This window comes from Vibrio halioticoli NBRC 102217 (assembly GCF_000496695.1).
Classification (GTDB): domain Bacteria; phylum Pseudomonadota; class Gammaproteobacteria; order Enterobacterales; family Vibrionaceae; genus Vibrio; species Vibrio halioticoli.
Window position 1 is genome coordinate 13,705 of sequence record NZ_BAUJ01000055.1, and the last position, 25,060, is coordinate 38,764.

The following is a 25,060-nucleotide window of genomic DNA, read 5'->3' on the forward strand; positions in this document are numbered from 1 at the left end:
AATGATGCCTGCATGACTGATTATTTGCCGATGCGACGCTCAATAGCATCCATCAATTTACCTGTAATCGAGATACCAAATTCGGTTTCGATTTCTACGATACAAGTAGGGCTAGTCACATTGATTTCGGTAACTTTATCGCCAATAACGTCTAAGCCAACAAAGATTAATCCTTTCTCTTTAAGTGTAGGACCGATTGCGTTCGCTATTGCAAAATCAGTGTCACTTAAAGGACGCGCTTCACCACGGCCGCCAGCCGCTAGGTTGCCACGAGTTTCCCCTTTGGCTGGAATACGAGCTAGGCAGTATGGCATTGGCTCACCATCAACAATTAAGATGCGCTTGTCACCGTTGCTGATGTCTGGCACGAATGCCTGCGCCATAGCGTAGTTTTGACCGTGATTGGTTAAGGTTTCGATAATAACGGAGACGTTAGGATCGCCTTCTTTAACGCGGAAGATTGACGCGCCGCCCATACCATCTAGCGGTTTTAGAATCACATCTCTGTGTTGCTCGTGGAAGGCTTTGATTTTGTCTGCTTTACGAGTCACGATGGTGGTTGGGGTCATGTCTGCAAACCAAGCTGTGTAGAGCTTTTCGTTACAATCACGTAGGCTTTGTGGTTTGTTGACAATCAAGGTGCCTTCAACTTCTGCGCGCTCAAGAATGTAAGTTGCGTAGATGAACTCAGTATCAAACGGAGGATCTTTACGCATTAATACAGCGTCAAGATCAGACAAGCGGATGGTTTGCTCTGAAAGGAACTCAAACCAATTATCAGGGTTTTTCTCTACTTTTAGAGTTTTGGTATCAGCAACGGCCACACCTTGATCTAAATGCAGATCATTCATTTCCATATAGTGGATTTCATAACCACGTTTTTGCGCTTCTAAAAGCATGGCAAAGCTAGAGTCTTTTTTAATATTGATGGACGAAATAGGGTCCATCACTATGCCGATCTTAATCATTTATCTCTCCTAGCCAAGATCGCCAAAGCGAACTTGGAGTGCGGTTATGGCTGTTAGAGCCGCGGTTTCTGTTCTAAGAACGCGCGGGCCTAATAATGTTTGTTCAAAGTTATATTCTGTGGTCATGTCAATTTCTGACTCAGAAAGTCCACCCTCTGGGCCAATTAATAATTTCACTTCTGTGATTGGCTGAGGAAGGGTGTTGATAGAGTAGGGAGCTCTAGGGTGAAGATTGAGTTTCAACCCTGGATATTCTTCCTGGCACCATTGCTCTAGCGACATGATAGGACGGATGACGGGTACGGTATTTCGACCGCTTTGCTCACAGGCAGCAATAGCAATTTTTTGCCACTGTTGCAGTTTTTTCTCGAAACGTTTTTGGTCTAGTTTCACGCCACAACGCTCAGAAATAAGTGGAGTGATCGTATTAACACCAAGCTCCACTGACTTTTGAATGGTGAATTCCATTTTGTCACCGCGAGAGACCACTTGCCCTAAGTGGATATCCAGTGGCGATTCTACATTGTGTTGTTTGGAATCTTGTATCTCAACCGCGACATTTTTCTTGGAGACCTCGGTAATGACAGCAGAATACTCAACATTGCTGCCATCAAAGAGTGAAACCGCTTGGCCTACCTGCATTCGTAACACACGTCCAATGTGCCCTGCGGCATCATCGCATAGCTGAACGTGTGTGGCTGAAGATAAAGATTCAGGATGATATATCCTAGGAATGCGCATTAAAACTACACCTGTAACTAACTTAACAAAATAAATATGGTTGCTATGTTAGCAAATAACAAGAGGTGTCGCTTCGTCTGCGTGACAGGATTTATCTAATGTTTGCACTCTTGGTCAACAAATGGGTTTGAGTTGCCTTGAATTTTATCGATCATTTGGTTGCGCTGACATTCCCAATCAGTCACCGCATAGGTTTTATTCCATGCTTGCATCAGTTTGATTTGCTGCGCTGATATCTTGATAGGGTAGTGCTGTGCCATATATAAATAGGTTCGAGCAATAGCGCCACGAGCACGTTTTGGTGGCATCACTTTGTCATCTTTAAAGCTGACTTGCATATGGCATTGACCATAGTTTACTCCACGATTGCCATTCCACTGAGTAAATGAGTAGTTAGAGCGGTCACCATTAACTTCGCCAATGGCCGGCACTAAGTTATGTAAATCCGCTTCCATCTCTTTATAAACAGGATCGCTCTTGGTGCAATTAGAGCGGCCGCCATGTTGCCAACATTGTCGTTGATTACCCAATTGCGCGGCAGGCACGATGTGCTCCCATTCAATGCGATTGGCGCGACGTTCTTGTTTACGAACTTGATAGCCACAATCGGATAATTGCGGTTTCCCTTTTTTGCCTTGCCAATCTATTTTGCATCCACAATAGAAGGTTTGCGGGTGTTGCTGATAGATGCCAACAGCCAGTCGTTTAGATTGATAAAAAGAGTGTGGTTTAGCATGCACTGATAGTGAGATAAGCAGTAGGCTAATGAGAGGAAGAATATAACGTTTCAAGAGAAAATTACGGCTGTTGAGAAAAAACAGCGCAGAGAATACAGCCACTTTGATGCTTTGACCAGATATTGTTCAGTCTAATCTCGCCTTGCAGTTATAGATTACTATTGTGTTATTAACTGAGTTGCTTACCAGTAAATTTAAGTTCATTGCCACAATTGCGACAAGAGTAGTGAGTCTCCCCTCGCAGCACTTTATTGTGACGACGTATCGATAAAGGATACTGGCGACATGGACACTGATATTCAAACGTTTTGCCCTGCACCGAGCTCACATCCATAGAATGTGTGCGATCTGGCTTGATACCAAACACTTTAGACATGACGTATTGCCACTCTTTACCGTGCGGCCTCACTCGCCCAAACACTTGATGAGTGATTAAGTGCGCAACTTCGTGAGGCAGTACGTGCTCAATAAACTCTTGTTGGTTTTCCGCCAGCAATACGCGATTCAGCTTTATGGTATTCAACTGCAAAAAGGCTTTTCCAGCCGCCTTACCACGCATATCAGTTTCAATCGTAGGAATTGAAAACTGTCGCTCAAAGTGAGCATTGGCCACTTTGATGAGTGCGCTAGCTTTTCTAAGTAATTGGTATTGAATTGGCGTCATGCAGTGGTTTTGGTTATCGATTTAGAACGGCTACAACTTTAGCTTAATCTCTCTTTGGATACAAAGTTCGTGATAGATGCTCTGGGGTAAATAACTCGGGGTAGATGTGTGGGGGAAATATGAGTGAGTATTAATGTTGGAAGGTATTAAAGATGGAGCGTTTTGGCTGAGTTAGTTCATGTGGGGTAGGAGTGTTAAAATCTTCACTGCGGGCAATTATTAACTTAGAAATGCCCTATAGTGAGGTTAGAGAGAGAATGAACCTGAACAAAAATGCCACAATTTTACTTACATATGCCTCATATACAGAACGTATTACTATGTGGTCAAATTACATTTGGTAAATACTAGTATTGCGCTACATGCACATGCACATGCAGCCTATAAAATATTTAATTAAATATTAATTAAATATTAATTAAAAAATAAATTATCGATTTAGATCACAACAGTCAATAAATACCCTTGCGATAACTATTTTGTAGTGATAGAAACTTAAACTTAAACTTAAACTTAAACTTAAACTTAAACTTAAACTTAAACTTAAACTTAAACTTAAACTTAAACTTATTCTCTATGATAAAAAGCAAATTAGCTACTATATTATTATTCTCGTGTACGTCAGCGTCAGCGTCAGCATTAGCAAATGAAGTGAATTTTGAAAAATATATATCAATTGCAAATGTTAATATGGTTTGTGCTGCGCTTGCTTGGAATAAGGGAGATGAATCTCTTTCTAAAGAACATATGGCTCTAGCTATAGGCGCTCATGATAAAGCTTATCAATACAATGTTAGTGAGTCATCACGAAAGAAGTGGGTTACTAGCATGCTGACCCGATCAGAAAAAATTTCTAAAGATAATGGAGGGGCAAACAGAACATATAATCTAGTACAATGTAAATATGAACTCGATTAATTATAATAAATATAATCATTACTACAATGAAATAACTTTCAAACTATTAGATTAATAATATTTACTTTTTTAGATATGAGTTTAAGATAATGAACTTAACAAAAACAAGAGAATTAAGTAATTTCTCGAGACTTATTTGAAAGTGTAATTATCAGGTCAATATAAAAAGGTCTGAATATTTATTTCAGACACTATAGCTACTGGAATGATGTATTTTCAAAGTGGAATCAGTAACATGTACTCTATAAAGGAAGTTTTAATGTTATTTCATGACGAGAAATTGAAGTTATTGCTAGAGAAGAGGACATTATACTCGGTTGTTATCAGGCAAAATAGAATCCAGAATTATTGCAGAAGAAAATATGAAGCATGTTAGATATACATCTAAAGGTTAGATTATGAAAATAGCTATTAAATTAATATAGATAAATATATCACTATCCTTTTTACATCAACAAATATATCGTTTTTTCGTTCATGAGAAGCAATTTTTTAATCAATGGATAGTAGCGAATTAGTACAAATAACCGAATAAGGTTTTCTCCAAAACTTTATTAGAAATCAATCACCCCTCATTGTCTACCAACAATGATTGATAAAAAATTGCCCACCAATTTATCGGTGGGCAATTGTAATTTTGTTTCTCTTTTATCCCGAAAAAACGCTAACTCTTTTTCTGAATCGTCGCGTGATAAGCGTGCCATGTGCCATAACCTAGAATGGGCATAGTGACTATCATTCCTACCCCATAGGTGGCAAAGCCTATTAAAACACCCCCACAAATAATGGCTGCCCAAACTAGCATTGGGCCGGGGTTGTTTTTAACCGCATTAAAACTGGAAAATATCGCGGTCATAATATCAACGCGTCTTTCTAGCATTAAAGGCATCGAGAAAACCGCAATGCTAAATACTACTGATGCCAAAATAAACCCTGTGATGGAACCGGTAATAAGAAATGGTGCAAATTCGATGATACTGGCGCCTTCCACGGAAGGGTATAAGGCATGCAGTAGTGAGGCTATTCTCATCCAAAATATCATGGCGACAACCAACAGCACCGCAAAGCTCCATTGTGATGTGGAATTACGACCGATGGCTTTCATTGAATGCAGTAGGTTGGGTTGTTTGCCTCTTTCTCTTGCCCAACTGACATCGTATAACCCTAGCGCTAAAAATGGCCCAATAAGCATATAGATAATGAGCGCCGGCAGTATCACTAGGTGTGGATGGTTGCCTTGCAGGTAGATTAAGCCAACGATGCCTGCGGCGGCAACAGCAAAACAGGTGCCATAAAAGAGGCTAATAACGGGGGAGCGTACGAAGTCATTTAAGCCTAAAGCTAACCATTGAAAAGGGTCGCTGATGCTGATTTTATTGCAGGGCAGTGTTTTGGCATATTCACTGTTTTTGATTTCAGATGCTTTATGAAAATCACTGTCATCGTATGTACGAGGCATGATAATCCTCCTGATTGAGTCCCGTAATATTGACTCTGAATATGGGATAACTGGTTGTTCGCACTAGAAATCCTACTAGAGTCGGTCTGCTGCTATTTTGATTCCTTTATGTAAAAGGTGATCTATTTAACATTTTGTTAACTTTCATAACTATCGTTGTGGATGCTAGGAATTACAAATTTTGCATGAAAAATAATCAGAAGGGGGTAGATGACAGGAGCAAATTGAGAGTAAAAAAAACCTCAGCACAAAGGCTGAGGTTGATATAAATAGACGTATCTAGTCGATTATAGACCAGCAAAATCCTTAAGGATTGCTGCTTTGTCTGTCGCTTCCCAAGGGAATTCTTCACGACCAAAGTGACCGTAAGCTGCTGTTTTCTTGTAGATAGGTTGTAGCAAGTTCAGCATTTCTTGTAAGCCGTATGGGCGTAGGTCGAAGTTTTGACGAACAGCTTCAATGATGATTTCTTGAGCTACTTTTTCAGTGCCGAAGGTTTCAATCATGATTGATGTTGGATCGGCAACACCGATAGCGTAAGAAAGTTGAATTTCACAACGGTCAGCCATGCCTGCAGCAACGATGTTTTTCGCTACATAACGAGCTGCGTATGCCGCACTACGGTCAACTTTTGATGGATCTTTACCAGAGAATGCACCGCCACCGTGACGAGCTGCGCCGCCGTAGGTATCAACGATAATTTTACGACCAGTTAGACCACAGTCACCCATTGGGCCACCGATAACGAAACGACCGGTTGGGTTAATAAAGAATTTAGTTTCTTTGCTTAACCATTGCTCAGGAAGTACTGGTTTGATGATAGTTTCCATCACCGCTTCACGAAGCTCTTCTGTTGAAACGCTTTCGCTGTGCTGAGTTGATAGAACAACGGCATCGATGCCGACAATTTTACCTTGGTCATATTGGAAGGTAACTTGAGATTTTGCATCAGGACGCAACCAAGGTAGCGTGCCGTTTTTACGTACTTCAGCTTGTTTTTCAACTAAGCGGTGAGAGTACGTGATTGGTGCAGGCATCAATACTTCAGTTTCGTTAGTCGCGTAACCAAACATAATACCTTGGTCGCCAGCGCCTTGATCTTTAGGGTCAGCTTTATCAACACCTTGGTTGATATCTGGAGATTGCTTACCAATAGTATTTAGTACAGCACAAGAGTCAGCATCGAAGCCCATCTCTGAGTTTACATAACCGATTTCACGAACGGTTTGACGCGTTAGTTCTTCGATATCAACCCAAGCAGAGGTAGTCACTTCACCACCTACCATTACCATGCCAGTCTTTACGTAAGTTTCACATGCAACGCGAGCTTTCGGGTCTTGCTCGATGATCGCATCTAGAACCGCATCAGAGATTTGGTCTGCGATTTTATCTGGATGGCCTTCTGATACTGATTCAGAAGTAAACAGGTGCTTAGCCATGATGGGCTCCCTTATTCTGGTTTAAGAAAAGACGCATCATAGGCGTCTTTTGAATTGTACTTTAAGTAGGTGTTTCTACTTCTAGACGTCTATTCTAATTTTGAATATACGAAATACAAGCTTTTTTACGATTTAAGTGAGTAAAAGATTTGCGCTAGGTCACATTAGTTTTTGCTAAATATCGTTAGATGTTAAATAAATCAATCTCTCATAGTTTGAATTTTGCACGGGAAACTGTTTGCAGTAACAGAGGCGCTTTGCGACAATAACACCGCCCAACATCCTCTGTTGGGAACAGGACTTATTTTTTATAAATTGCTTATGCATTCAGGAGCAGACATGTCTTCTCGTAAAGATCTAGCCAATGCAATTCGTGCTCTTAGCATGGATGGTGTTCAACAAGCTAACTCTGGTCACCCAGGCGCACCAATGGGGATGGCTGACATCGCTGAAGTACTTTGGCGTGATCATCTAAACCATAACCCACAAAACCCAGAGTGGGCTGATCGTGACCGTTTTATCCTTTCAAATGGTCATGGTTCAATGCTGATCTACTCTCTGCTCCATTTGAGTGGTTATGAGTTGTCTATTGATGACCTTAAAAACTTCCGCCAGTTGCACTCTAAAACTCCAGGTCACCCAGAATACGGGTACGCACCGGGTATTGAAACTACAACAGGCCCACTAGGACAAGGTATTACTAACGCTGTTGGTATGGCGATGGCTGAAAAAGCACTTGCGGCTCAGTTTAACAAGCCAGGCCACGACATCGTTGACCACTTCACTTATGCATTCATGGGTGATGGTTGTCTGATGGAAGGTATCTCACACGAGGCATGTTCTCTTGCAGGTACTCTAGGTCTTGGCAAGCTAGTTGCTTTCTGGGATGACAACGGCATCTCAATTGATGGTGAAGTTGAAGGTTGGTTCTCTGACGATACACCTAAGCGTTTCGAAGCTTACGGCTGGCACGTAATCCCAGCAGTAGACGGCCATGATAGCGAAGCAATTAATGCGGCTATTATCGCAGCTAAAGCGGATCCTCGCCCAACACTTATCTGTACTAAAACAGTGATTGGCTTTGGTTCTCCAAACAAAGCGGGTACGCACGACTGTCACGGTGCACCACTTGGTCAAGACGAAATCGTTGCGACTAAAGCGGCACTAGGTTGGGAATTCGGACCATTTGAAGTTCCTGCTGACATCTACGCACAATGGGATGCAAAAGCATCTGGCGCTGAGAAAGAAGCGGCTTGGAATGCTAAGTTTGACGCTTACGCAGCAGCATACCCTGCTGAAGCAGCTGAACTAAAACGTCGTGTTAATGGCGAGCTTCCAGCTGAGTGGGAAGAACAAGCAAACCAAATCATTGCTGATTTGCAAGCCAACCCTGCTAACATCGCATCTCGTAAAGCATCACAAAATGCACTAGAAGCATTTGGTAAAATGCTTCCTGAATTCATGGGCGGTTCTGCTGACCTTGCGCCTTCTAACCTGACTATGTGGTCTGGTTCTAAGTCTCTTGAAGCATCAGACTTCTCTGGCAACTACATTCACTACGGTGTACGTGAATTTGGTATGACAGCTATCATGAACGGTATTGCTCTGCACGGTGGTTTCGTACCATACGGCGCAACTTTCCTAATGTTCATGGAATACGCACGTAACGCAATGCGTATGGCTGCTCTAATGAAAGTTCAGAACATCCAAGTTTATACTCATGACTCTATCGGTCTGGGTGAAGATGGCCCAACTCACCAACCGGTTGAGCAAGTAGCTTCTCTACGTCTAACTCCAAACATGAGCACATGGCGTCCATGTGACCAAGTTGAGTCAGCAGTAGCATGGAAACTGGCTATCGAACGTAAAGATGGCCCATCTGCGCTTATCTTCTCTCGCCAAAACCTTGCACAGCAAGAGCGTGATGCTACTCAAGTAGCTGATATCGCAAAAGGCGGTTACGTACTGAAAGATTGCGCAGGTACTCCTGAGCTAATCATCATTGCAACAGGCTCTGAAGTTGAACTAGCAGTTGCAGCGCAAGCTGAACTCACTGCGGCAGGCAAAGCAGTACGCGTTGTCTCTATGCCTTCAACAGATGCATTTGATAAGCAAGACGAAGCTTACCGTGAGTCAGTACTTCCTTCATCAGTAACTAAACGTATTGCTGTAGAAGCCGGTATTGCTGACTTCTGGTACAAATATGTTGGCTTCGGTGGCAAGATCATCGGCATGACAACATTCGGCGAGTCTGCACCAGCAGGTGAGTTGTTCAAGATGTTTGGTTTCACTACTGAAAACGTAGTAAACACAGCTAAAGAGTTGTTAGCTTAATTAAAGTCTAGCAACCTCTAAAAAATGAAAGCCAGCAGTTTACTGCTGGCTTTTTTAATGAATAAGTATCAACTCTTATTTAAAGAAAGATAATGCAATCGATTTACTTCTAAGCGCGCCTGCCTAACATTATCCAGTATCAAGCCTGTAAATGATAATAATACAGATATGACACCGAGACTGCTGGCTAAAATTGCAGTTGGGAAACGTTTAACCAGCCCTGTTTCAATAAATTCATAAACAACGGGTATTCCAAGCCCTAGTGACGCTAACATGAAAATTAATGACAAAGAGAAAAAGAAAAGCATCGGTCTAACGTTTCTTAATAAGAAAAAGATAAAATTCAAGATCTTAAAGCCATCACCAAAGGTGCTTAATTTGCTTTTTGTCCCTTCTGGTCTAGAAATGTATTTGGTTGCAATTTCTTTTATTGGAAGCTTGTGTTGTAGAGAGTGTACGGTTAATTCTGTTTCTATTTGAAAGCCATCACTAAAGACTGGTACGCTTTTTACAAAGCGGTGAGTCATGATTCTGTATCCTGAAAATACATCAGTGAGATTAGAAGAAAAAGCATTGTTGATCAGCTTTGAAAAAAAGGTATTGCCTAAAATGTGGCCTATAGGATACGACTCTTTTTTCTTGGAGCGAGTACCGACTATCATATCGAGCTGTTCATCAATTAGAGTTTTGATTAACTCAGGCGCAACGCTCGCATCATAGGTGTTATCACCATCAGCCATAATATAAATATCAGCGTCTACATCAGCAAACATTCTACGAACGACTTCTCCTTTGCCTTGTCTTCGTTCAAAGCGAACGATAGCGCCAGCTGCTTTTGCTTCTTCTACTGTTGCATCTGTGGAGTTGTTGTCATATACATAAATAGTGGCTGTTGGTATAGCATTTTTAAACGCGGTAACTGTGTCTCCTATGGCTCCCGCTTCGTTGTGGCATGGCAGTAGCACTGCTATTTGTAGGTTATTCATTGCTATCCTTTGAACTTAAATAGTTGATAGTCATCGATATTTTTTGCATTAATCAGCTCAAGATACTCTGGAATATCATATGATTTTAAACGTTTTATTAATGCGCCATCTTCTGTGAGACGAGCAAGAACCTTTAGATGGTTGTCGTTATTAATTAAGATATAATCAATATTATTATTCTTTAATGTATCTTTGATGACATCTTCGTCTGATTCTAAGAATGTATTAATGGCTAAGTTGTTACCATTAATATTTCTATGATAGGGAGCTGCTAATATTGAATTATTGGTTTTAGATAATATCTTTGTACCGGACTCTATACCTGATAATACTTTCCTGTTAGATATGTTGCTTTCATTAAAAACAGACTCAATATTGTTTGTGTAGTCATTATTGTTTTGTGTATCGCTGTTATTAGTTGTATTACCTATTATTGGCGTTAATATTGATATATATATTAGAACAAAAATAGGTATGCCTGAAGATATAATGAGAGTAGAGAAAAGCTTATTTTTTACTTTTTCAGATATTTCAAATAGAACATAGATCTGAATAGGAGCACTTAATACGAAGCATAATGTGATAGCTCTTATTTGCCAAAATAATGCAACGAATAAATTTAAGGTAAAAATGATATATAAAATATTCAGATGTGTCTTTTTATTTTTTAATACTATATAAAGTAAAGAAGGAATAAAAAATAGAAAATAGTTTTCGGTTGAAAAAAAGCCATTAGTCATTATCAATGAATACATTGACTGTGCTTCACTTACATTATCTAGCCAATAAGTTTTGACTACTTCAGGGTAGTCGGCATATGCCCCTTTGGCCAGCTCAGGAAAAATAATCATAACAGGAATGAATACGACTAAACTTATACTTATGGCTATAAGAAGTTTGTATGTGTACGTTTGTTGGTTATGAATCAGTTTTTCTAACAAGAAAAGAAGTATCCCGCCACATAAAAAGCAAGTAACAAATGGAATAGACAAACTATCGTAATGGATAGTGAATACTTCATTTATAGGTCTATTTAATATGATAAAAATCAGACTAAAAAATACGGATATAAAACATAGCTTATAAAAGTACTTGAACCAATCATTGTTATAGAGCAAACAATAAGCTGAGTAAGTACCTAGATAGAAGACAAAAAAGAAAAAGTTATCTAGACCTATCCATAAAGAAATCGAGATAAGTATTCCTTGAGCAAACCATCGCACCGACTCTGTTGTTTGTCTTGCATTGATAGGCGTTAGAGATAGGAATAAAGCGACTATGATCAACTGCAAATTGTGATGATCAATAGCGCCGGGAAAGAATTTGGTAATCGCGTGCGATCCTAATGCGAATACCATGCCGATAAATCGATATTTCTCACCAACATAATGATCAACCAAAGCAAACACAGCAAGCGCAAAGCAGAGTAAATAAAATAAGGGAACGATTCCGATAGCGATCAAAGAAGCGGTTGTGATATCAAAAAAAGACGATAAAACAAGGGTCGTTCCTGCAAGCAATAAGTCAGGGACTCTGGACCAATGCATGATCACCCCATCTTCGGGGTTAAAGCGTGCCATAGGCTCTAAATACCAATTGCCGTACTTAATCCAATCGGTAAATTGGACATATCGCATATAGTCGTCGTTGTCTTTTAGATTTAGGTTGGAAATGCTGTCCCAATTTCGGGTAAACATAACGATAGAAATGATAAACCAGCATAGAACAATAAAAATCAGGTCTTTTTTGTTGTCATTAACCCAAGTTTTTAGCATTTCAAACGTCCTTTATAAATCCTCTAATAAAGAATGCATCAATACGCATATAAATTCAATGCATGGACAAGTCATATTCTATTAAGTACATCTCTGTATATAAATATGCGTTCTGATAGACTTAAAAACTATTACAATAATAATCAACCTAAGTTGGAGTTTAGAGATGTTAAAAATCGCAATAAATGGTTTTGGTCGTATCGGTAGAAACGTATTAAGAGCGGTGTATGAAAATGGATTGCAGGATCAAATTAAGATTGTAGCGATCAATGAACTGGCAGAGCCTCACGCAATAGCACATTTGCTGCAATACGATACGAGTCATGGGCGCTTTCTCAACAAAGTGACTCATACCAAAGATTATCTAAATATCCATTTCTCTAATGAGGATAAAGACCAGATCAGGATGTTACATCTTGATGAACTTGAGTTGCTTCCTTGGGGGGAATTAGAGGTTGATATTGTTTTAGATTGTACGGGAGTGTATGGCTGTCGAGATGACGGTCTAAAACACATTGCCTCTGGTGCAGGTAAGGTATTATTTTCTCATCCGGGATCGCATGATCTTGATAATACGATTATCTATGGTGTTAATCACGATAGCATTTTGCCAGAGCATAGGATTGTTTCTAATGGTTCTTGTACGACTAACTGTATTGTGCCGATTATTCAAGTATTAGATGACGCTTACGGTATCCAAAGAGGGACAATTACTACCATCCACTCATCCATGAACGATCAACAAGTGATTGATGCTTACCACTCAGATTTACGTCGAACTCGTAGTGCGAGTCAATCGATCATCCCAGTTAATACTCAGCTGCATAAAGGGATTGAACGTATTTTTCCTAAGTTCGAGAATAAATTTGAAGCGATATCAGTGAGAGTACCAACTGTCAATGTTACTGCTATGGATCTGAGTGTTACGGTAGATGCTAATGTTACAATTGATGATGTAAATCAAACTATTTTGCATGCATCTCAATGTAGATTACAATCAATAGTCGACTACACGGAAGCGCCTCTTGTTTCGATAGATTTTAACCACGACCCACATAGTGCGATTGTCGATGGTTCGCAAACCCGAGTTAGTGACGGCCATTTACTGAAGATGCTAGTGTGGTGTGATAACGAATGGGGGTTTGCAAATCGGATGCTAGATACGGCTCTAGCGATGCATGCGTCACATTTATTACATCGCGTGAAATAAATCCGTAGCTTTTTAGTTAAAGCTCTTGAACTATAGAGTAAACGACCCCATGTAGCATCACATTAGATAGATTTCGAACGCCTATGCCGACAACTTTGTGGGGATGGGCGGAAAGTTTTTAAATTAAAACCTAGAGGACTAACAATGTCTGTAATCAAGATGACTGACCTAGAGCTAGCAGGTAAGCGTGTATTTATTCGTGCTGACCTAAACGTTCCTGTAAAAAACGGTAAAGTAACTTCTGATGCTCGTATCCTTGCATCTCTTCCTACTATTCAGCGTTGCCTAGAAGCAGGCGCTAAAGTAATGGTTACTTCTCACCTAGGTCGTCCAACTGAAGGCGAGTACGCTGAAGAGTTCTCACTACAACCAGTAGTGAACTACCTAAACGACGCACTAGATTGCGAAGTTAAGCTAGCAAAAGACTACCTAGAAGGTCTTGAACTAAACGCGGGTGAACTTGTTGTTCTTGAAAACGTTCGCTTTAACAAAGGCGAGAAGAAAAACGAAGAAGAGCTTTCTAAGAAATACGCTGCACTATGTGACATCTTCGTAATGGATGCATTTGGTACAGCTCACCGTGCGCAAGCGTCTACTCACGGTGTAGGTACTTACGCTCCTGTAGCTTGTGCTGGCCCTCTTTTAGCTGCTGAGCTAGAAGCACTAGGTAAAGCGATGGATAACCCAGAGCGTCCTCTAGTAGCTATCGTTGGTGGTTCTAAAGTTTCTACTAAACTGACTGTTCTTGAGTCTCTATCTAAAGTTGCTGATCAACTTGTTGTGGGTGGTGGTATTGCTAATACATTTATCGCTGCGGAAGGCCACAACGTAGGTAAGTCTCTATATGAAGCTGACCTAGTTGAAACTGCTAAGAAACTAATGAAAGAGTGTGCAATTCCAGTTGCAACTGATGTTGCTTGTGCAAAAGCATTTGACGAAAACGCTGAAGCTGAAATCAAAAACGTTGCAGACGTTGCTGATGACGACATGATCTTCGACCTTGGTCCAGATTCAACAGCGGTTCTTGCTGACATCATTGCTAACGCAAAAACAATCCTTTGGAACGGCCCTGTTGGCGTATTCGAATTTAAAAACTTCGAAGCGGGTACAGCGGGTATTTCTAAAGCAATCGCTGAATCTGCAGGTTTCTCTGTAGCAGGTGGCGGTGACACATTGGCAGCTATCGACAAATTCGGTATCAAAGCTGATGTTTCTTACATCTCAACAGGCGGCGGCGCTTTCCTTGAGTTTGTAGAAGGTAAAGTACTTCCAGCAGTTGCTATGCTAGAAGAACGAGCAAAAGCGTAATATTTTTTTGGCGAGAATCTTGTTCTCGCCTTTTTATTGTTTTGCTACAATGCTTTGCGTTGTATGCAATCTTTTTTATATTTGCAAAAGTGCAATTTAATACTAAACGACAGAAAATAGGACTTATTCCATGTCTAAGATCTTCGATTTTGTAAAACCTGGTGTTATCTCTGGTGATGACGTTCAAAAAGTATTTGAAGTAGCAAAAGAAAATGGTTTTGCTCTTCCTGCTGTAAACGTTGTAAACACTGATTCTGTAAATGGTGTACTAGAAGCAGCTGCAAAAGTTAAATCTCCTGTAGTTGTTCAATTCTCTAACGGTGGCGCTGGCTTCTTTGCTGGTAAAGGCGTTAAATTAGAAGGTCAAGGTCCACAAATCCTTGGCGGTATCGCTGGCGCTAAATATGTTCATGCTGTTGCAGAAACATACGGTGTTCCAGTTATTCTTCACACTGACCACGCAGCTAAGAAACTACTTCCTTGGATTGACGGTCTACTAGACGCTGGTGAAGAATTCTTCGCTCAAACTGGTAAGCCTCTATTTTCTTCTCACATGATTGACCTTTCTGAAGAGTCTCTAGAAGAAAACATCGAAATCTGTTCTAAGTACCTAGCACGCATGGCTAAAATGGGCATGACTCTAGAAATCGAACTAGGTTGTACTGGTGGTGAAGAAGATGGCGTTGATAACTCTGATATGGACGCATCTGAGCTTTACACTTCTCCTGAAGATGTTGCTTACGCATACGAAAAACTAAGCGCTATTAGCCCTCGTTTCACTATCGCTGCTTCTTTCGGCAACGTACACGGTGTTTACCAAGCGGGTAACGTAGTTCTTACTCCAACTATCCTACGTGACTCTCAAGCATACTGTTCTGAGAAATTTGGTCTTGCACCAAATGCTCTTAACTTTGTATTCCACGGTGGTTCTGGTTCTTCTGAAGCAGAAATCAAAGAGTCTATCGGCTACGGTGTTATCAAAATGAACATCGATACTGATACTCAGTGGGCAACTTGGGACGGCATCCGTAACTACGAAGCTACAAACCGTGATTACCTACAAGGTCAAATCGGTAACCCAACTGGCGAAGCTGCGCCTAACAAGAAGTACTATGATCCACGCGTATGGCTACGTGCAGGTCAAACTTCTATGGTGGCTCGTCTTGAGAAAGCATTTGCTGATCTTAACGCGATCGACGTATTGTAATTCGTCTGCAAGCTACTAATTAAATTAAAAAAACCCGCTATTTAGCGGGTTTTTTTTGTCTTGTGTACTATAGTTTTTAAGTGCTGTTGTTAAGTACCGCCTTTAATACCAATAACAAGCTAGAATGACCTGTTATTTAGCGCGAGTGGTATAAGGTCTTTAGACGATTGTGTTTTGACAGAAGTCTGACTTATAACGGACATATGGAAGTATGATGCTGGTTTTAGTTTGTTTGTAACACTTTATTACGGAAGAGAAATTTACAATGTCACAAGAAACTCCCCAAATCCCAAACGTAGATGCCCTTCATGAAGGTATGCAAGATGCTCATCATTGGTTCGTGAATAATACTGACCTTCTGATTGGCTATGCAATGAATATCATTACCGCTGTTCTGATTCTATTTATTGGTAATATCATTACCAAGATGATTGCGAACAGTGTTTCTAAAGTGCTTAAAAAGCGTGATTTAGACAAAGCTGTCATTGATTTTGTTCACGCTATGGTGCGTTACCTATTGTTTGTTATCGTATTGATTGCAGCTCTAGGGCGTCTAGGTGTTCAAACTGCTTCCGTAGTTGCTATTATTGGTGCGGCTGGTTTAGCGGTTGGTCTTGCTCTGCAAGGTTCACTATCTAACTTTGCTGCGGGTGTACTTATTGTTGCATTCCGTCCATTCAAATCTGGCGATTATGTTGAGATTGGTGGTGTTGCCGGTTCTGTTGATTCAATTCAAATTTTCCAGACAGTATTGACTACACCTGATAACAAAATGGTTGTGGTACCTAATGGTAGCGTTATTGGTAGTCCAATTACCAACTACTCCCGCCATGAAACCCGTCGTATTGACTACGTGATAGGAGTTTCTTACAGTGCCGACTTGAAGAAAACTGAACAAGTTATTCGTCAGACACTGGAAGCTGAAGAGCGTCTTCTGAAAGATAAAGGCATTCAGATTGGTGTGGTTGAGCTTGCGGATTCTTCAGTCAACTTTGTTGTTCGCCCTTGGTGTCGCACTGCTGACTATTGGGATGTGTATTTTGATATGCTTAAAGCGATTAAAATTGCTCTGGATGAAAACGGTATTGAAATCCCGTATCCACAAATGGATGTTCATCTGAACAAAATTGCTGAGTAAAGCAAACTAATTCAATTAAAACGCGCCTTATGGCGCGTTTTTTTATCTATTCTATATAAATAACGAGTAGCAGTTGGAATGTGTGGAATGCCAAAAAAGGAAGGGCTTTAGATGAAGAAGAGTAATGCGATAACTCATTGGTTTTTAGGGATAGTATTAGCAGGGTGTTCTTTAGCCGTGCAGGCACAAGCGATAAATTTCCCGCACATCAATACGACAGGGTATGCCGAAGTGCTCGCTGAACCCGACATGGCTGAATTTAGTGTACAAGTGGTGATGGTGCAAGATAGTGCGGAACAAGCAAAACAAAAAACAGATAAAGTAGTCGATGATTTTTTGCAGCAACTACAAGCGTTAGGTTTGCCCAGAGAAGATATTAGAAGCGGCAATATTCAGCTGCTGCCACAAATGCATTATCCGAAAAATGCCAAACCAGAACAAAAAGGCTACCGAGCGGTAAGAAAAGTAAAAGTCACGATTGATAATTTAGAGATGCTGCCTAAGTTATTGGACGTAGCACTTAAGTCGGGTATTAATCGTATTGATAAGGTTCAATTGGGTGTCAAAGACCCTTCTAAGTACCAAGCCGTTGCACGCAGCGAGGCCATTAAAGATGCCAAGCTAAAGGCTGAATCTATTGCTGAGGGTTTTGATAGAACCTTGGGTGAAGTATGGCAAGTTAACTACCAATCCCCGCAAGTTAGGCCGATGTTATCTCGCAGTATGGCAATGGATTCATCAGAGCGAGCGAATAGTTATCAAGATACCACTATCGTGATTAAAGACCGAGTTGATGTGGTTTATAAGCTCAAATAATACCAATCGCGCTAAGTAAGTGTTCAGAAATAGCGCAGGAAAAAATACTCGAGAACAAGCTAGCATGACCCGTTATTTAGTCCGATTGGTATAACACCAATAGCTGCTGAGATATCGATACTAAAAAGCCCTTACTGACCTTTATTAATTTAGGCTCAGTAAGGGCTTTGTTATTGTCTAACACTTATATTTCTATAAAGCGTATAGCGACATCAAATTAATGAAGTAGACGAGCGCGGATAGTGCCGTCGATTTCTTTTAGCTTATCCAGTGCTTCTTGCGAGCGCGCGGTTTCTACATCAATCACAACGTAACCAATGTGGCTGTTGGTCTGCAAGTACTGACCTGCGATGTTGATTTCAGCGCTAGCAAAGATGGTGTTGATTTGAGTTAGAATACCAGGGCGGTTTTCATGGATGTGCAGCAGGCGAGAGGTGCCTTTGTGCTGTGGTAGAGATACCGCAGGGAAGTTCACACTTGATAGTGTTGAACCGTTGTCTGAGTATTTCGCTAGCTTACCAGCAACTTCAACGCCGATGTTCTCTTGTGCTTCTTGAGTCGAACCACCTACGTGCGGCGTTAGGATAACATTATCGAATTTCATTAGTGGAGACTCAAATGCATCGGCATTTGTTTTTGGCTCTACAGGGAACACATCGACAGCAGCACCTGATAGGTGTTTAGATTCTAGAGCATTACAGAGCGCAGGGATATCTACCACAGTACCGCGTGCGGCGTTGATGAAGATAGCACCTGGCTTCATTAGTGCAAACTGTTCTGCGCCCATCATGTCTTTAGTTTCTGGCGTTTCAGGGACATGCAAACTAATCACATCACACTTATTGAGCAGTTCAGCCATAGTTGAAACTTGGGTGGCATTACCTAAAGAAAGCTTGTTTTCAATATCGTAGAAGTAGACACGCATACCTAGGTTTTCAGCAATGATACTTAGCTGAGTACCAATGTGACCATAACCTATGATACCCAAGCGCTTACCACGTGCTTCGTTAGAGTGGTCGGCACTTTTCTTCCAGATACCGCGGTGAGCTAGAGCATTCTTTTCAGGAATACCGCGCATCAATAGCAGTATTTGACCTAGAACTAATTCTGCCACACTACGAGTGTTTGAGAATGGTGCATTAAATACCGGTACGCCTTTCACAGCGGCCGCTTTTAGGTCAACCTGATTGGTACCAATACAGAAACAACCGATAGCGACCAGCTTGTCTGCTGCCGCTAAAACACGTTCATTAAGGTTTGTACGAGAGCGAATACCAATAAAGTGTACGTCTTTAATGGCTTCAATCAATTCTTCTTCAGAGATAGAGCCTTTATGGTATTCAATGTTGGAGTAACCCGCAGCCTCTAGCACCTCAACTGATGAAGGGTGAAGCCCTTCTAGAAGTAGTATTTTTATTTTATCTTTGTGCAAAGAGACTCTAGTCATTGTGGTTATTCCTTAACATTTAGTAAATTAATTTCGAAAAGCAATCGTTTTCCAAAGTAGGCTGTCTTTAAATTATCAAAAAAAGAACAGTTTGGGTAAGAAAATTACAATAAAAAAAAAGCAGAGGCTATTTTTCGCCTCTGCTTTCATGATTATTCAATAAAATCAGCGTATTAACTTTGTAGTTAAAGCTGAAATATATATATTATTACTCTTCGATCTTAGCGCCAGCAGGTGTACCTGTAATGACTACATCTGCACCGCGATGTGCAAATAGGCCAACAGTCACTACGCCCGGTAGTGCATTCACTTGGTCTTCAAGTTGTTTAGCGTTGCTGATTTTTAAACTGTGTACATCTAGGATGATATTGCCGTTATCGGTAATGACACCCTCACGGTAAACAGGGTCACCGCCAAGTTTTACCAGCTCACGAGCAACATATGAGCGAGCCATAGGAATCACTTCAACAGGAAGAGGGAAGTCACCTAGAACGTCAACCGCTTTGGTGCCGTCTACAATGCAGATGAACTTTTCAGAGATAGCCGCAACAATTTTTTCTCTGGTTAGCGCTGCGCCGCCGCCTTTGATCATTTCTTTATTGGCGTTAATTTCATCTGCGCCATCTACATAGACATCCAGTGAAGCGACGTCATTACAATCAAATATTTTAATACCCAGTTTTTCTAATTTCTCAGTCGATGCGACCGAGCTAGATACAGCCCCTTTGATTTTGTCGCTCATTGTTCCCAAGGCATCAATAAAATGGTTTACGGTAGAGCCCGTTCCTACACCGACAATTGCGCCAGCTTCAACGTATTTAAGTGCTGCCCAACCAGCTTCTTTTTTCATTTCATCTTGGGTCATTCTAGTTCTCCAGATCGAGAGTAAAGGGGGTCAGCAAGAGTATATACTCATCTGTTAAATATTTGAATCAAGTGCTTAAGGTGAAAGAGACCAATTCCAGGTCTTATTTGGCGTGACAATTTTATTTAGCGGCACATCCCATTCTTCGGTGGGTAGCAAAGACAGTTGCTGACAATCATGAGCGATCCCAATTGCTTGTGGGCCATGGCCATCAATAAAAGGCGCTAACGTTCTGTCGTAGTATCCGCCACCCATACCTAGGCGATGACCATGTACATCAAACGCTACCAGAGGCGTGAATATCACATCAAGTTCAGCAACAGGAATAATATTACATACAGAGAGTTTGGGTTCGAGAATGCCGTATTTATTGGCTATAAGCTCGGTTGTCGGCGTTAGCTTAAGAAAAAGCAATTGGCCCTTTGTAAAAGGATGCAGCACAGGAACATAGGTGTTGATGCTGTTTTTCCAGCACCATTGAATGGCGAGTTCGGGATTGATTTCGCCATCATTCGCTAAATACAGCGCAACATTTTTAGCCTGAGTAAGTTCGGCAAGCTGTTTAAATTGCTCGACTAACCGTAAGGAAGCAAGGTTTTGCTCAGCCGTTGTCAGTGCAATGCGAAGTTTACGGATGTGCTTACGTATCTCATTACGAGTTACAGGTAATTGCATGAGGGACCCCAGAGTGCCGTTGCGGATTTTGGCCCTTGAACCAGCTGGTTCAAGGCGGATCAGCAATGAGGACCGTAGGCTTCTCGATACGAGTCGAGCCTGCTCAATAGCCATCAAGTACTAACCCTTAAGGGTTGCTTATCGGCTCAGGGACATAAATCCAGCTGACGCACACCCCAGGGTAATTTTAATTCTGCCGTCCAGTTGGCTACTTTTTTACTCTTTCGTTAGAGCTTTGTCTAGCTTGTCATCTAGAAACTCAAGGCGCTGCGCAATATCTTGTTGAATTTCGCTACTTGCCTCTTGTTCTAACAATTCATAGCAAATATTTAGAGCTGCTATGGTAATGAGTTTCTCGGTATTGGCGACTTTTGTTTTGTCCGCCATATCCTTAATACGTTGATCAAGGTTAAGTGCAGCCTGTCGTAATGCATCTTCTTTGCCGACAGGGCAATTTACTCGAGTGATCTTACCTAAAATTTCAACTTCAACTGCTTGACTGCTCATGCTAGATAACTCATTGCTGCTCCCAAAAGCCTGTGCATCCCATGCACATACAGGCATGAAACTATAGAAAAACCCCCACCAAGATTCAAGCTTTTCCTAACATGAGCATCAGGTTATGGTGCTAACCAGTCAGAAACAAAGCAATTTGCTCATTTGATCTACATTCTTGATATAGAAGCATAGTAGTATTTGATAAGAACTTGCTAGTTTGCATGCAGATTTGCATCTGTAATGAGTTCCAGTCAAATGATAAGATAATGCGATTAATCCCTAATAGGAATTGTACCTCATGAGTCAGATCTCTTTACCTAATTACCTCACCGTTGCCGATGAACTAAAGACCGCAGAAATTGCAATTACTCCTGCTGAAATGCATGGTCTTCTAATTGGCATGTTAAGCGGTGGATTAAGCAATGATAGCGAAGCATGGCAATCTCTATTATTTGATTACACCAATGACGGAATGGGTTGGCCAATGGCGTGTTTAGCAATTGCACAACAAAGCCTTAAAGTGGCTCGTGCTGAGCTAGCGGATGATAATTTTGAACTCAGTACATTGCTACCTGAAGACCAAGATATTCAGGTCTACGCACAGGCTATGGTGGAGTGGGTGAGTCACTTTGTATCAGGTTTGGGCTTAATTGACGCGCAAATAAATAAAGCGAGTGCCCAAACAAAAGAAGCACTACAAGATTTGCTAGAGATCGCAAAACTTGAAGTAGACCCAGAAGATGATCAAGAAGAACAAGCAGCACTTTTAGAGCAAGTGCTTGAACATGTTAAAGTTTGCGTGCTGACTATCCATGGTGAGTTAGGTGGTAAACCTGCAAAACCTGAACCAAAGACTGTTCATTAATCGAATAAGAAAGGAAGTTTTCTATTGCAGTACGATGTGATTGTTATTGGTGGTGCAATGAGTGGGGCGACACTCGCGCTTGCATTAAGCCGTACCGCGAATAAAAAAGTGGCGGTAGTAGAGGCTTTCTCTGAGTCACTACAACACCCAGGATTCGATTCCAGAGCAATAGCCTTGTCATTAGGTAGCATTGACTTGTTGCGTCGTTATAAGTTGTGGGATGCGCTCTCTAGTGAGGCAACGCCGATTAATAGCATAGATGTATCGGATCGTGGACACTTCGCTCAAACAGGTTTTAGTGCCGATGAACTGAATAAGCCTCTTTTGGGCGCAGTGGTTGAGCTTGCCAATGTTGGTGCGGTCTATCGAGAGCAGTTACAGCGTGATCCAAATATCGACGTTTTTTGCCCTGACGCCATTGTCGATCTTGTACAAGAGCCACAACATATTGAAGCTGTATTAAAGTCAGGCACTCGTTTATGCGGGCAATTAGTTGTGGCTGCGGATGGAGCCAATTCAAAAGTTGCTGAGCTGATCAATAACCCCAAATCACTGGATGACTTTGAACAGCATGCGCTGATTGCCAATGTAGAGTTAGATAAACCGCATAACAATCAAGCTTTTGAGCGATTTACTTCCCATGGCCCAGTGGCGTTACTGCCTATGACAGGTAAACGCATGTCTTTGGTTTGGTGTATGAAAGAGTCGATGCTGCAACACGCATTGTCTTGGAGTAAAACGCAGTTCTTAGAAGAGTTACAACAAGAGTTTGGTTGGCGTTTAGGCCGGTTTGATAAAGTGGGTGCTTTAGCCAGTTATCCCTTACAGTTGCATAAGCGTGAACGTTTAGTTCATCATCGTATTGCCTTTGTTGGCAACGCGGCACAAACCCTACACCCAATTGCTGGGCAAGGCTTTAATTTAGGCATTCGTGATGTGGCAGGTTTAGTGGATGTACTGGCCCAGCATACTGATTGCGGTGATTATTCGTGCTTAGCGCAATTTCGGGATAACCGAGAAGCGGATCGCGAGGCTACTTGTGACATGACCTCAGCATTGGTCCGAATATTTTCAAATGATTGGCTACCTATGGTGGTAGCTAGGAACCTAGGGCTTGCTATCTTCGATATAGCCCCCTCCATACAAGGCCCGGTTAAGAACCGTAGTCTAGGACTGGTATAGAACATACAATGATTAAAAATGTAGACTTAGTGATTGTTGGTGGTGGCATGGTTGGGTTAACCCTAGCTTTGGCATTAAAAGAGACGGACATTCGAATTGCCGTTATTGAAAGCAATGCACCGACTGAAGTGAGCGAAGAGCCTGCATCAAGAGTTTCTGCACTGAGCCGAGCCAGTGAAAAAATATTGCATAAACTGGGTGCTTGGCCAGAAATATTAAACCACCGCCATGCGCCTTATACTGCTATGCAAGTATGGGAAAAAGATACCTTTTCCAACATTGATTTTTCTGCGGCTGATCTTTTTGAGGATAACCTCGGACATATCGTCGAAAATCAAATCATTCAGCATGCTTTGCTTGAACAAGTAAAAAAGCTAGAGAATGTCACCTTATTTCATAGCAACCTCTGTACCAATTTAGCCGTTGGAGAAAGAGAAGCTTGGTTAACCTTAGATAACGGACAAAACCTGACCGCCAAACTTGTCGTGGCTGCTGACGGCGCCAATTCTTGGGTTCGTCAGCAACAAGATTTCCCCTTAACGGAGTGGGACTATGACCACACCGCTATTGTCAGTAATGTCGTGATGGAAGAGCCCCATCAAAATGTGGCCAGACAGGTGTTTACGCCCTCTGGTCCATTAGCCTTTCTACCGCTACATGAAGCTCATTTATGTTCAATAGTTTGGTCGCAAAACACCGATAGAGCACAGCAACTTATGCAAGTGACCGAAGAAGAGTTTTGCAAGCAACTGGCGGTCGATTTTGATATGCGTTTAGGTAAGGTTAAGCAACTTAGTGGACGCAATGCGATACCTTTGAAAATGCGCTACGCTCGGGATTTTGCTAAAGAGCGAGTGGCGTTAATTGGTGATGCAGCGCATACCATTCATCCATTGGCTGGACAGGGTGTCAACTTAGGGCTGCTTGATGCCGCAACGCTAGCCGAAGAAATCGAAAAATATTGGAACAAGGGCAAGGATATTGGTGAGTATGCCAATCTGCGTCATTTTGAGCGTTGGAGAAAAGCCGAAGCGGTCAAAATGATCTCTAGCATGCAAGGCTTTAAAGAGCTTTTCGCCGGTGATGATCCATTAAAGAAACTGATTCGTGGCGTAGGTATGAGCTTAGTAGGAACCATGCCAGGGATGAAAAATGAAGTGATACGTCACGCCCTTGGATTAAAAGGCGACCTCCCCAAACTGGCTAAGTAAAATACGTGACCAGTAACCGTAAAAAAGGAGGCGAGAGCCTCCTTATTTTAGCCAACTAAATGTAGCAAGCTCTAAGTCTTTTCACCTCAGTATTCACTTCAGTTACCGCTTTGAAGTGACGTTCTTCGGCGTGATGTGGGAGGATTAGCTTCCCGTTATCAAACTCAAACTTACCAATACCGTAAATAAAAATTCTTCCTTTGAATAATCTACTTACGTGTTTTGCAATCATGCTCGGAACATAACGCTTGAACAGTCTCATTTCTGATACCTTTATAATTTTAATTTATTCTTTGCCTCCATGGCGGGGCACATTATAAATAGTTTGGTTTACAAAATTGTGATGCAACTAGATTTATAAACAGAATCTTGAGGCTTCTTGACCTTTTTATCTGGTTTTGTGGCCTGGTTTGAATTTTTATTGCGGCCATTTGTTTGTGACTAGTTATTAGTGCTAGTGAGTAGGGGCTTGATGCACCTGCTCTCATATGCACATTAAGTAGACACTAGGTATTGATGAAAAGTTCTATTTTTATGAGTAAATATCGCAAAAAAATAAGTTACTCAAAGAGTTAAGCACAATTTTAAAATTTGATGTTGTCTCTTTTACGCTAAAT

The 25,060-nt window shown here is 41.3% G+C and carries 23 protein-coding genes and 1 other RNA gene; 10 read left to right on the forward strand and 14 right to left on the reverse strand.

All coding sequences use genetic code 11. From position 1 onward, the window contains the following. Positions 1-20: 20 nt before the first annotated feature. The 4 genes from gshB to VHA01S_RS14355 all read right to left on the reverse strand — a co-directional run bounded on the left by gshB (position 21) and on the right by VHA01S_RS14355 (position 3,110). A complete protein-coding gene (gshB, locus tag VHA01S_RS14340) occupies positions 21-968 on the reverse strand; it encodes a glutathione synthase (RefSeq protein ID WP_023405076.1) in 948 nt (315 codons plus the stop codon). A 9-nt stretch (positions 969-977) separates the two neighbouring features. Beyond that, the gene (gene rsmE, locus VHA01S_RS14345; protein WP_023405077.1) at positions 978-1,709 is read right to left on the reverse strand and encodes a 16S rRNA (uracil(1498)-N(3))-methyltransferase; all 732 of its coding nucleotides are present in this window, start codon (positions 1,707-1,709) and stop codon (positions 978-980) included. A 95-nt stretch (positions 1,710-1,804) separates the two neighbouring features. Further along, entirely contained in the window at positions 1,805-2,500 is a 696-nt protein-coding gene (locus VHA01S_RS14350) for an endonuclease (protein WP_023405078.1), read from the reverse strand. Positions 2,501-2,615: 115 nt separating this feature from the next. Then, positions 2,616-3,110 carry a SprT family zinc-dependent metalloprotease gene (locus VHA01S_RS14355; protein ID WP_023405079.1) on the reverse strand — a complete coding sequence of 165 codons (495 nt, stop codon included), beginning with the start codon at positions 3,108-3,110 and terminating at the stop codon, positions 2,616-2,618. A 651-nt stretch (positions 3,111-3,761) separates the two neighbouring features. Here VHA01S_RS14355 and VHA01S_RS14360 point away from each other — a divergent pair. After that, positions 3,762-4,028 carry a hypothetical protein gene (locus VHA01S_RS14360; RefSeq protein ID WP_156916977.1) on the forward strand — a complete coding sequence of 89 codons (267 nt, stop codon included), beginning with the start codon at positions 3,762-3,764 and terminating at the stop codon, positions 4,026-4,028. A 664-nt stretch (positions 4,029-4,692) separates the two neighbouring features. Here the strand turns inward: VHA01S_RS14360 and VHA01S_RS14365 are convergent. Both VHA01S_RS14365 and metK read right to left on the reverse strand, forming a co-directional pair. Continuing rightward, positions 4,693-5,487 (reverse strand): DUF2189 domain-containing protein, encoded by a 795-nt coding sequence (locus VHA01S_RS14365; protein ID WP_023405081.1) that lies wholly within the window; start codon positions 5,485-5,487, stop codon positions 4,693-4,695. Positions 5,488-5,774: 287 nt separating this feature from the next. Then, positions 5,775-6,926 (reverse strand): methionine adenosyltransferase, encoded by a 1,152-nt coding sequence (metK, locus tag VHA01S_RS14370; RefSeq protein WP_023405082.1) that lies wholly within the window; start codon positions 6,924-6,926, stop codon positions 5,775-5,777. 339 nt (positions 6,927-7,265) lie between these two features. Here metK and tkt point away from each other — a divergent pair, with 339 nt between their 5' ends. Beyond that, on the forward strand, positions 7,266-9,260 hold the full coding sequence (tkt, locus tag VHA01S_RS14375) for a transketolase (RefSeq protein WP_023405083.1): 1,995 nt from the start codon (positions 7,266-7,268) through the stop codon (positions 9,258-9,260). Between the two features lie 68 nt (positions 9,261-9,328). On the opposite strand, the gene VHA01S_RS14380 is transcribed toward tkt, so the two are convergent. Next, positions 9,329-10,246, reverse strand: coding sequence for a glycosyltransferase family 2 protein (locus tag VHA01S_RS14380; RefSeq protein ID WP_023405084.1), 918 nt, complete (start codon positions 10,244-10,246; stop codon positions 9,329-9,331). A gap of 2 nt (positions 10,247-10,248) precedes the next feature. Further along, positions 10,249-12,021 carry a hypothetical protein gene (locus VHA01S_RS14385; protein ID WP_023405085.1) on the reverse strand — a complete coding sequence of 591 codons (1,773 nt, stop codon included), beginning with the start codon at positions 12,019-12,021 and terminating at the stop codon, positions 10,249-10,251. 166 nt (positions 12,022-12,187) lie between these two features. Here VHA01S_RS14385 and epd point away from each other — a divergent pair, with 166 nt between their 5' ends. The 5 genes from epd to VHA01S_RS14410 all read left to right on the forward strand — a co-directional run bounded on the left by epd (position 12,188) and on the right by VHA01S_RS14410 (position 17,700). Next, positions 12,188-13,231 (forward strand): erythrose-4-phosphate dehydrogenase, encoded by a 1,044-nt coding sequence (gene epd / locus VHA01S_RS14390; RefSeq protein ID WP_023405086.1) that lies wholly within the window; start codon positions 12,188-12,190, stop codon positions 13,229-13,231. Between the two features lie 144 nt (positions 13,232-13,375). Beyond that, positions 13,376-14,539, forward strand: a complete 1,164-nt coding sequence (locus VHA01S_RS14395) for a phosphoglycerate kinase (RefSeq protein ID WP_023405087.1) — start codon at positions 13,376-13,378, stop codon at positions 14,537-14,539. A gap of 130 nt (positions 14,540-14,669) precedes the next feature. Further along, positions 14,670-15,746, forward strand: a complete 1,077-nt coding sequence (fbaA, locus tag VHA01S_RS14400; protein ID WP_023405088.1) for a class II fructose-bisphosphate aldolase — start codon at positions 14,670-14,672, stop codon at positions 15,744-15,746. Between the two features lie 316 nt (positions 15,747-16,062). Continuing rightward, positions 16,063-16,884, forward strand: a complete 822-nt coding sequence (gene mscS / locus VHA01S_RS14405; protein ID WP_240432745.1) for a small-conductance mechanosensitive channel MscS — start codon at positions 16,063-16,065, stop codon at positions 16,882-16,884. 111 nt (positions 16,885-16,995) lie between these two features. Then, entirely contained in the window at positions 16,996-17,700 is a 705-nt protein-coding gene (locus VHA01S_RS14410; protein WP_023405090.1) for an oxidative stress defense protein, read from the forward strand. A 217-nt stretch (positions 17,701-17,917) separates the two neighbouring features. Here the strand turns inward: VHA01S_RS14410 and serA are convergent, their stop codons facing one another. The 5 genes from serA to zapA all read right to left on the reverse strand — a co-directional run bounded on the left by serA (position 17,918) and on the right by zapA (position 21,194). Then, a complete protein-coding gene (gene serA / locus VHA01S_RS14415) occupies positions 17,918-19,147 on the reverse strand; it encodes a phosphoglycerate dehydrogenase (RefSeq protein WP_023405091.1) in 1,230 nt (409 codons plus the stop codon). Positions 19,148-19,355: 208 nt separating this feature from the next. Further along, positions 19,356-20,012 (reverse strand): ribose-5-phosphate isomerase RpiA, encoded by a 657-nt coding sequence (gene rpiA / locus VHA01S_RS14420; protein WP_023405092.1) that lies wholly within the window; start codon positions 20,010-20,012, stop codon positions 19,356-19,358. 75 nt (positions 20,013-20,087) lie between these two features. After that, a complete protein-coding gene (locus VHA01S_RS14425; RefSeq protein WP_023405093.1) occupies positions 20,088-20,687 on the reverse strand; it encodes a 5-formyltetrahydrofolate cyclo-ligase in 600 nt (199 codons plus the stop codon). A 1-nt stretch (position 20,688) separates the two neighbouring features. Beyond that, a non-coding RNA gene (gene ssrS, locus VHA01S_RS18215) (6S RNA) lies at positions 20,689-20,873 on the reverse strand. 30 nt (positions 20,874-20,903) lie between these two features. Beyond that, positions 20,904-21,194 carry a cell division protein ZapA gene (zapA, locus tag VHA01S_RS14430; protein WP_023405094.1) on the reverse strand — a complete coding sequence of 97 codons (291 nt, stop codon included), beginning with the start codon at positions 21,192-21,194 and terminating at the stop codon, positions 20,904-20,906. 289 nt (positions 21,195-21,483) lie between these two features. Here zapA and VHA01S_RS14435 point away from each other — a divergent pair, with 289 nt between their 5' ends. The 3 genes from VHA01S_RS14435 to VHA01S_RS14445 are packed head-to-tail and all read left to right on the forward strand — an operon-like array spanning position 21,484 to position 24,443. Beyond that, complete coding sequence (locus tag VHA01S_RS14435; protein WP_023405095.1) at positions 21,484-22,050, forward strand: YecA/YgfB family protein; 567 nt, start codon at positions 21,484-21,486, stop codon at positions 22,048-22,050. A 24-nt stretch (positions 22,051-22,074) separates the two neighbouring features. Then, positions 22,075-23,232 carry a 2-octaprenyl-6-methoxyphenyl hydroxylase gene (ubiH, locus tag VHA01S_RS14440; RefSeq protein WP_023405096.1) on the forward strand — a complete coding sequence of 386 codons (1,158 nt, stop codon included), beginning with the start codon at positions 22,075-22,077 and terminating at the stop codon, positions 23,230-23,232. A gap of 8 nt (positions 23,233-23,240) precedes the next feature. Further along, positions 23,241-24,443, forward strand: a complete 1,203-nt coding sequence (locus VHA01S_RS14445) for an FAD-dependent 2-octaprenylphenol hydroxylase (protein ID WP_023405097.1) — start codon at positions 23,241-23,243, stop codon at positions 24,441-24,443. 55 nt (positions 24,444-24,498) lie between these two features. Here VHA01S_RS14445 and VHA01S_RS14450 read toward each other — a convergent pair whose 3' ends face one another. Further along, entirely contained in the window at positions 24,499-24,705 is a 207-nt protein-coding gene (locus tag VHA01S_RS14450) for a DUF1107 domain-containing protein (protein ID WP_021712297.1), read from the reverse strand. Between the last annotated feature and the right edge of the window lie 355 nt (positions 24,706-25,060).

Excerpts from the sequence above, each read along its gene's own strand:
- VHA01S_RS14385 (WP_023405085.1), bottom strand. The coding sequence starts at position 12,021 with ATGCTAAAAACTTGGGTTAATGACAACAAAAAAGACCTGATTTTTATT.
- rpiA (WP_023405092.1), bottom strand. The coding sequence starts at position 20,012 with ATGACCCAAGATGAAATGAAAAAAGAAGCTGGTTGGGCAGCACTTAAA.
- mscS (WP_240432745.1), top strand. The coding sequence starts at position 16,063 with ATGCAAGATGCTCATCATTGGTTCGTGAATAATACTGACCTTCTGATT.
- tkt (WP_023405083.1), top strand. The coding sequence starts at position 7,266 with ATGTCTTCTCGTAAAGATCTAGCCAATGCAATTCGTGCTCTTAGCATG.
- gshB (WP_023405076.1), bottom strand. The coding sequence starts at position 968 with ATGATTAAGATCGGCATAGTGATGGACCCTATTTCGTCCATCAATATT.
- VHA01S_RS14395 (WP_023405087.1), top strand. The coding sequence starts at position 13,376 with ATGTCTGTAATCAAGATGACTGACCTAGAGCTAGCAGGTAAGCGTGTA.
- VHA01S_RS14435 (WP_023405095.1), top strand. The coding sequence starts at position 21,484 with ATGAGTCAGATCTCTTTACCTAATTACCTCACCGTTGCCGATGAACTA.
- metK (WP_023405082.1), bottom strand. The coding sequence starts at position 6,926 with ATGGCTAAGCACCTGTTTACTTCTGAATCAGTATCAGAAGGCCATCCA.
- VHA01S_RS14365 (WP_023405081.1), bottom strand. The coding sequence starts at position 5,487 with ATGCCTCGTACATACGATGACAGTGATTTTCATAAAGCATCTGAAATC.
- epd (WP_023405086.1), top strand. The coding sequence starts at position 12,188 with ATGTTAAAAATCGCAATAAATGGTTTTGGTCGTATCGGTAGAAACGTA.
- fbaA (WP_023405088.1), top strand. The coding sequence starts at position 14,670 with ATGTCTAAGATCTTCGATTTTGTAAAACCTGGTGTTATCTCTGGTGAT.
- VHA01S_RS14410 (WP_023405090.1), top strand. The coding sequence starts at position 16,996 with ATGAAGAAGAGTAATGCGATAACTCATTGGTTTTTAGGGATAGTATTA.
- VHA01S_RS14380 (WP_023405084.1), bottom strand. The coding sequence starts at position 10,246 with ATGAATAACCTACAAATAGCAGTGCTACTGCCATGCCACAACGAAGCG.
- zapA (WP_023405094.1), bottom strand. The coding sequence starts at position 21,194 with ATGAGCAGTCAAGCAGTTGAAGTTGAAATTTTAGGTAAGATCACTCGA.
- rsmE (WP_023405077.1), bottom strand. The coding sequence starts at position 1,709 with ATGCGCATTCCTAGGATATATCATCCTGAATCTTTATCTTCAGCCACA.
- serA (WP_023405091.1), bottom strand. The coding sequence starts at position 19,147 with ATGACTAGAGTCTCTTTGCACAAAGATAAAATAAAAATACTACTTCTA.
- VHA01S_RS14450 (WP_021712297.1), bottom strand. The coding sequence starts at position 24,705 with ATGAGACTGTTCAAGCGTTATGTTCCGAGCATGATTGCAAAACACGTA.
- VHA01S_RS14425 (WP_023405093.1), bottom strand. The coding sequence starts at position 20,687 with ATGCAATTACCTGTAACTCGTAATGAGATACGTAAGCACATCCGTAAA.
- VHA01S_RS14445 (WP_023405097.1), top strand. The coding sequence starts at position 23,241 with ATGATTAAAAATGTAGACTTAGTGATTGTTGGTGGTGGCATGGTTGGG.
- VHA01S_RS14355 (WP_023405079.1), bottom strand. The coding sequence starts at position 3,110 with ATGACGCCAATTCAATACCAATTACTTAGAAAAGCTAGCGCACTCATC.